The 1,335-nt window shown below is 53.0% G+C and carries 1 protein-coding gene and 1 pseudogene; one reads left to right on the forward strand and one right to left on the reverse strand.

The annotated features are described in order from the left end of the window. Positions 1 to 134: 134 nt before the first annotated feature. Positions 135 to 272: pseudogene (locus ACOCD2_RS20200) on the forward strand (IS256 family transposase); the annotation flags it as partial. A 197-nt stretch (positions 273 to 469) separates the two neighbouring features. Here ACOCD2_RS20200 and ACOCD2_RS20205 read toward each other — a convergent pair. Further along, complete coding sequence (locus ACOCD2_RS20205; protein ID WP_293650240.1) at positions 470 to 1,054, reverse strand: hypothetical protein; 585 nt, start codon at positions 1,052 to 1,054, stop codon at positions 470 to 472. Positions 1,055 to 1,335 lie beyond the last annotated feature (281 nt).

Below are 1,335 nucleotides of genomic sequence, written 5' to 3' on the forward strand. Positions count from 1 at the left end.
GTTGTTGCGTAGTGCTTGGTGACCAGGACGGCTGGGGCACCAATAGGTTGTCAAAGGCCGAGTCGATTTTGGGGACTGGGATGTCCCAAAATCTATCACGAGGCCGAAGACACGCTTGAGCCAGACTCCGCAATCTGAATTGCCTGCCGAAGTTGGTCTAGCCGAAAGCGAAACAGGCACCGCAGGCGATCTGGCAGGTGGAAACCCGGTCCGACGCAGAAAAGGCCTTCGACCTGTTCCCCAAGACCTGTGAGGTGAAGTACCCGAAGTCGCTATCTGCCTGTAAAAGAACCGGGAGGAACCGATGCCTTCTACATATTGCTGTGCAGATTGTATCCGCCAATCTACAGGCCAGGATTTTGCTGAGTGGTGTGGCTGACGGCCGATGGGTAGGTGCACTGATGTTCTATTAAGATATCTTTTCCGATATCCAAAACCTGTGGATCCTCTTCTACAGTGATTTTAACGGTTATTCCTTCCGGCAATTCCCCTTTCTGGAAATAGACGTTGAATTCATCATCCATCGCTGCCAGCCATGGAGAGCGAAGCGAAGGCTGGTAGTCCCCAGTAGCCGCGAGGCCGCACTGCTTACCCGTCGTGCGCAAAGCGCCAGAGGGGAAGCAAAGTAGGCATCCAAACGCGGCGTCCAGTCATTGGGAGCCAAGTACGGAGCAGCAACGAGCTTGCGAAGTTGTTGCGTAGTGCTGGGTGACCAGGACGGCTGGGGCACGAATAGGTTGTCAAAGGCCGAGTCGATTTTGGGGACTGGGATGTCCCAAAATTTATCACGAGGTCGAAGACACGCTTGCCAGGTCGATAAGCGCTTGTTCTGGTAGAGGGTGGATACATACGCCCAGTGCGCCAGCTGTTCGGGGGTGAATATCTGCATAAAAGGATTTCCCTCGAAAGGCTTCAGTGCCGACAGGTCCGTAGGTTTTGAGCCTCCAGCTGTGGCCACCTGACTCCCGATGTCGGTAAGCGCGGTCATCAGCTTGTCGAACCACGGTCGCGCCGCCGCGATGCGTTCTTTCTGCTGGGCAAAGAATTCATCCATCTGTCCTTTTAGTTTAGCGTAGAAACCCACGTCCTTAGGACGTGGTCATGAGTGATAGGCTTAGCCTGTCACGACTGATACGGCCCATGTTACAACCCGAAACTGAGTTGTCCCCACAACTGAATTAATTTCGGAGAAATAACAATGAGCTGTTTTGAAAAGTTGGCTCTTCCCCAAATGGAGTGGGTAGATTATCGTAATCCCCTATGAGAGACAAAGACCTATATGCCCAGATACTGGGAATCAAGAGTCCCTGGCAAGTATCCGGTGTAGAGCTGGCG

This window comes from Thiolapillus sp. (assembly GCF_048562965.1).
Classification (GTDB): domain Bacteria; phylum Pseudomonadota; class Gammaproteobacteria; order Chromatiales; family Chromatiaceae; genus Thiolapillus; species Thiolapillus brandeum_A.